Source organism: Burkholderia sp. LMG 13014, assembly GCF_905232215.1.
Classification (GTDB): domain Bacteria; phylum Pseudomonadota; class Gammaproteobacteria; order Burkholderiales; family Burkholderiaceae; genus Burkholderia.
This window is the reverse complement of record NZ_CAJNKE010000451.1, coordinates 1-4,849: the sequence shown is the minus strand read 5'-3', so window position 1 is coordinate 4,849 and position 4,849 is coordinate 1. Positions and strand designations below refer to the sequence as shown.

At 67.7% G+C, this 4,849-nt stretch carries 5 protein-coding genes; 1 reads left to right on the top strand and 4 read right to left on the bottom strand.

Translation table 11 applies throughout. The features are described 5' to 3' along the window. Positions 1-813 (bottom strand): CaiB/BaiF CoA-transferase family protein (locus JYJ84_RS28395; RefSeq protein ID WP_205189758.1); only part of this gene is annotated, 813 nt, incomplete at its 3' end. A 154-nt stretch (positions 814-967) separates the two neighbouring features. Between JYJ84_RS28395 and JYJ84_RS28390 the strand changes: the two genes are divergently transcribed. Continuing rightward, the gene (locus JYJ84_RS28390; protein ID WP_175222149.1) at positions 968-1,942 is read left to right on the top strand and encodes a LysR substrate-binding domain-containing protein; all 975 of its coding nucleotides are present in this window, start codon (positions 968-970) and stop codon (positions 1,940-1,942) included. Between the two features lie 101 nt (positions 1,943-2,043). On the opposite strand, the gene JYJ84_RS28385 is transcribed toward JYJ84_RS28390, so the two are convergent. The 3 genes from JYJ84_RS28385 to JYJ84_RS28375 form a co-directional block, all read right to left on the bottom strand. Then, positions 2,044-2,949 (bottom strand): LysR family transcriptional regulator, encoded by a 906-nt coding sequence (locus JYJ84_RS28385; protein WP_174956654.1) that lies wholly within the window; start codon positions 2,947-2,949, stop codon positions 2,044-2,046. A 76-nt stretch (positions 2,950-3,025) separates the two neighbouring features. After that, positions 3,026-4,270 carry an acyl-CoA dehydrogenase family protein gene (locus JYJ84_RS28380; protein ID WP_122948503.1) on the bottom strand — a complete coding sequence of 415 codons (1,245 nt, stop codon included), beginning with the start codon at positions 4,268-4,270 and terminating at the stop codon, positions 3,026-3,028. Between the two features lie 33 nt (positions 4,271-4,303). Next, a partial coding sequence (locus JYJ84_RS28375; RefSeq protein ID WP_205189757.1) for an SDR family NAD(P)-dependent oxidoreductase occupies positions 4,304-4,849 on the bottom strand: 546 nt, incomplete at its 5' end.

Here is a 4,849-nt window from a genome sequence, read left to right as displayed (position 1 = left end):
GAAATAGCGCGGATCGCGAGCGAGGTCGGCGCGCCCGAGTACGCCGAGCGCGGCCGTCAGTTGCCTCGGCGTATTGGCGCCAAGCGCGACCCAGCCGTCCTGGGTGGCGAACAGGTCCGCCGCCGGACTGCCCGAGTATCCCTGGTTGCCGACCCGTGGCGGCGCAACGCGGGCCGTGAGCGCCTGGCACGCGAACGGATACATCAACTGCAACGCGGCGCCGGTCATCGACACGTCGAGATACCGCCCCAGACCGGATGCATCCCGCTCGCGCAGCGCGGCCAGGATCGCCATCGCAGCGACGAGCCCCGTGCCGGCATCGACCACCGGGAAGCCCGTCTTGACCGGCGGCTCGCCTTCACGGCCGGCCATCAGCGTCATGCCCGTCGCCGCCTGAACGACATGGTCGTAGGCCGGCCGGCCCTGCCACGCCCCGGTGTTGCCCCAGCCGCTGATCGCACAGTAGACGAGCCCGGGATTCCGCGCCCGCAGCGCGCCGTCGCCCAGGCCGAACCGGTCGAGCACGCCCGGCCGCAGGCTGTCGACCAGCACGTCGGCTTCGCGCGCGAGTTCGAGCGCCTGGTCGCGGTCGCCTGCGTCGCTCAGGTCCAGCTCGATGGAGCGCTTGCCGGCGTTCAGCGCGACGAAGCCCATCCGCCCGTTGCCGCGGCGCATCACGTCGCCACCGTTGCGATTCTCGATCTTGACGACTTCGGCACCGAGTTGTGCCAGATGGAACGTCGCCAGCGGGCCCGCGATGACGTGCGTGAAATCCAGCACGCGAATCCCGGCGAGCGGTTTGAATGCCGTCATGTCCGCGCTCCTTTCGCTGCCGCCCGACGCGTCGGCGCCCCGGTCGGCTGCCGTTGCCGGTCCCCTGCTTGTCTCCACCCGTTGTGCATGTCTCTCTCCATTAGGTCGAGTCGCTATTGTGGGCAGGTTGCGCTTTCATGAAAATTGAAGATTCATGAACCAGCATTCCGAAAACATGAATCCCGACCTGATTTCCGGGCGACGCAACGCGGGCAATTTCCTGCGGCTGCGACACTTGCGCATGCTTGAGCTGGTCGCGGACGGCGGCTCGCTCGCCGCGGCCGCACGCGTGCTGCACCTGTCCCAGCCGGCGATCACGAAGATGCTGCAGGAGATGGAGGCGGTGTTCGGCACGGTGCTCGTGACGCGCGGCGCGCGCGGCGGACGGCTGACCGCCGAGGGCGAAGCCGTCCTGCAGCGCTTGCGGATCGCGCTCGCGCAATTCGACGTCGCGCTGGCCGGCGACGACAACGACGAAGGCCGGCCGCTGCTGCGCATCGGCATGCTGCCCGTGGTCAGCGTCGCGCTGTTGCCGCAGATCATGCGGAACCTGACGCGGGACGCCCCCGCGCCACGGTTCACGGTCATGGAATCGAATGTCTCGGGGCTGCTGGACGCGCTGTCGACCGGAAGGATCGACTGCATCATCAGCCGTCCCGACGCGGAAGCGTTATCGAAGCTCGACGGGCTCGACGTCACGATCCTCCCCGTGTACGAAGAACCGCTGGCGATCGCGTGCCCGCTCGCGCATCCGTTCGCCGATGCGCGACGCGTCTCGACGGAGCAGTTGCAGCGCGAACAGTGGATCGTCCCGCATGCCGGCACCGATACCCGCCGCGCCTTCGACGCGCTGTTCGTCGATCACGGCCTGATGCCGCCGCGCCCGCTCGTCGAATCGATGTCGTTTCACACGAACCTGCAGATGGCCGACGCGCTCGGTGCGCTGACCGTCGCGCCGCAGTCGGCCGTGCTGCACTATGCGCGCATGGGCGTGATCCACAGGGTCGGTGGTTTTCCCGTCATGCCGGTGGGGGAAATCGCGCTGATTCACCTCGCGACGATGGCCGGCCTGCCCGCGCTGCAGCGATTTCGCGATGCGGTCGAAGCGGCCGCGCAGGCACGTCGTTGATGCGCGGTCAGCGCGGGCCGGCCGGTATCCGTGTCATCACGCCATCCACCCGGCGTAAAGCGTGACGAACGTCGAAGCAGCCAAAGGCCGCCACGCGCGCATCACTGCGACTCGCCGATCCCGCCCATCAGCGTCATCAGTTGCTCGCGCAACCATCTGCTGCCCTGGTCCTGATCGGCGCTGCGATGCCAGTAGCAGAAGTATTCGAGGCCCGGCATCTCGAACGGCAGTTCGAGAATGCGCGCCGGATAGCGCTGCAGCAGCCGCAGCGGCGCCGTCAGCGCGAGATCGCCGCGCATCGCGATCAGCGGCGCGACCATGTAGTGCTGCACGCGCATCTGGATGGTGCGGCGCAGCCCGAGGCGCGTCAGTTCCGCGTCGACGTGCCCGCTGCCCTTGCGGCGGCTCGACACGTGGATGTGCCCCATCGCAAGGTAGTCGTCCATGGTGAGCGTGTCGCCCTTGAACGGGTGATCGTCGCGGATCATGCACGCATAGCGGTCGCGCACGAGCAGCGCCTGGTGCAGATGCGGATCGCCGATCAGCGGCGCGTCGATCGCGATGTCGACGGAGCCGTTCGCGAGCGCGGTCGCGACTTCGCGGCGATCCATCGTGTAGCTGCGCACGTGCATGCCGGGCGCATGCGTCTGCAGCAGTTCGCCGAGCGCGGGCAGCAGCAGCGCTTCGGTCAGGTCGCTCATGCTCATCCGGAACACACGCGTCGACGACGCCGGATCGAACACGTCGCCTTCGTGCGCGCTCGAATCGAGCAGTTGCATCGCCTCGCGCACGCGGCCGACGATGTTCTCGGCCAGCGGCGTCGGCATCATCCCGGCCGGCGTGCTGACGAACAGCGGATCGTTCAGGGTCTTGCGCAGCCGCGCCAGCGCGTTGCTGACGGCAGGCTGCGTGAGATTCAGCACCTCCGCGGCCCGCGTCAGGTTGCGCTTGGTGTAGATCGCGTCGAATACGACGAACAGGTTCAGGTCAATCTTCGAAAGGCGCATCGCCGGATCTCCTTGCCGGCATCTTACGGCGTGCGCCTCCCGTTCGTCCACGGCCCTGCGCATCGTGGCGCAACGCTCAGCCGCGCAGCGGCGGCGTCAGGTACGCGGCCGTCGAACCGGGCTCGCCATCCTTGATTTCCATCCGCGCGATCGCCTGCAGGTGCACCTCGTCCGGGCCGTCGGCGAAGCGCAGCGCGCGGCCCCAGGTCCACAGGTCGGCGAGCGGCGTATCGGGGCTCAACCCCGCCGCGCCGAACACCTGCATCGCGCGGTCGCACACGTCCGTATAGACGGTCGGCACCAGCGCCTTGATCATCGCGATTTCCTTGCGCGCGGCCTTCGCGCCGACCTTGTCGATCATCCACGCGGCCTTCAGCACCAGCAGGCGCGCCTGCTCGATCTCGATGCGCGAGCGCGCGATCCATTCGCCGACCGTGCCGTGCTTGTTCAGCGGCTTGCCGAACGCGACGCGCGACTGCGCGCGGTCGACCATCAGCTCCAGCGCAAGCTCGGCCGCGCCGATCGAGCGCATGCAGTGGTGGATGCGGCCCGGCCCGAGGCGCGCCTGCGCGAGCGCGAAGCCGCTGCCTTCCTCGCCGAGCAGGTTGCTCGCCGGCACGCGCACGTTGTCGAACGTGATCTCGCAGTGCCCTTCCGGCGCGTAGTGATTGACCACCGTGATGTTGCGCACGATCGTCACGCCCGGCGTGTCGCGCGGCACGAGGATCATGCTCTGCTGCTGGTGCGACGCGGCCTCGGGATCGGTCTTGCCCATCACGATGAAGATCTTGCAGTTCGGATGCGCGGCGTTCGTGATGAACCACTTGCGGCCGTTGATCACGTACTCGTTGCCCACGCGCTCGATGCGCGTCGTGATGTTTGTCGCATCCGACGACGCGACGTCGGGCTCCGTCATCGCGAACGCCGAGCGGATCTCGCCGCGCAGCAGCGGCTTCAGCCACTGTTCGCGCTGCTCGGGCGACGCGAACATGTGCAGCAGCTCCATGTTGCCGGTGTCCGGCGCGTTGCAGTTGAACACTTCCGACGCCCAGCCCACCCGCCCCATGATCTCGGCGAGCGGTGCGTATTCAAGGTTCGTCAGGCCCATGCCGGGCTCGTCGTCCTTCAGGTGCGGCAGGAACAGGTTCCACAGCCCTTCCGCCTTCGCGCGTTCCTTCAGTTCCTCCATGAACGACACGGGATACTGGCCCGCGTGCACTTCCTCGTTCCACTGGCGGATGCGCGGCACGATGTGCGCGTCCATGAATGCGCGCACACGGCTGCGCAGTTCTTCCACTTTCGGGGTGTAGCCAAAGTCCATGATCGACTCCTCGATTCCGTTCGTCCGGTTCCGTCAGAAGGCCGAGACACCGCCGTCGACGGCGACGGCCTGCCCGGTCAGATAAGTGTTTTCCTTCGCGCACAGCGTCAGCATCGTCGCGACGATTTCCTCGGGCCGGCCGAGCCGCTTCATCGGCGAGCCCTGCGCGAGAAAGTCCTGGCGGTCGCCGAGATCGCTGTCGGTGACCATCGGCGTCGTGCTGTAGAACGGGCACACCGCATTCACGCGAATGCCGTGGCGCGCGTATTCGATGGCCGCCGTCTTCGTGAGCCCGACCACCGCATGCTTCGACGCCGCGTAGGCGGCCAGCTTCGGCGCGCCGCCGAGCCCAGCCATCGACGCGACGTTCAGGATCACGCCTTCGCGCTGCGCGAGCATCTGGCGGATCTGGTGCTTCATCCCGAAGAACACGCCCTTCGTGTTCACCGCGAAGCTCAGGTCGAGATCGGCTTCGTCGGTGTCGATCAGCGCCTTCATCGGCGGTGCGATGCCCGCGTTGTTGATGCCGACGTCGAGCCGGCCGAAACGCTCGGCGGCCGCGTGCACCAGCGATGCCAC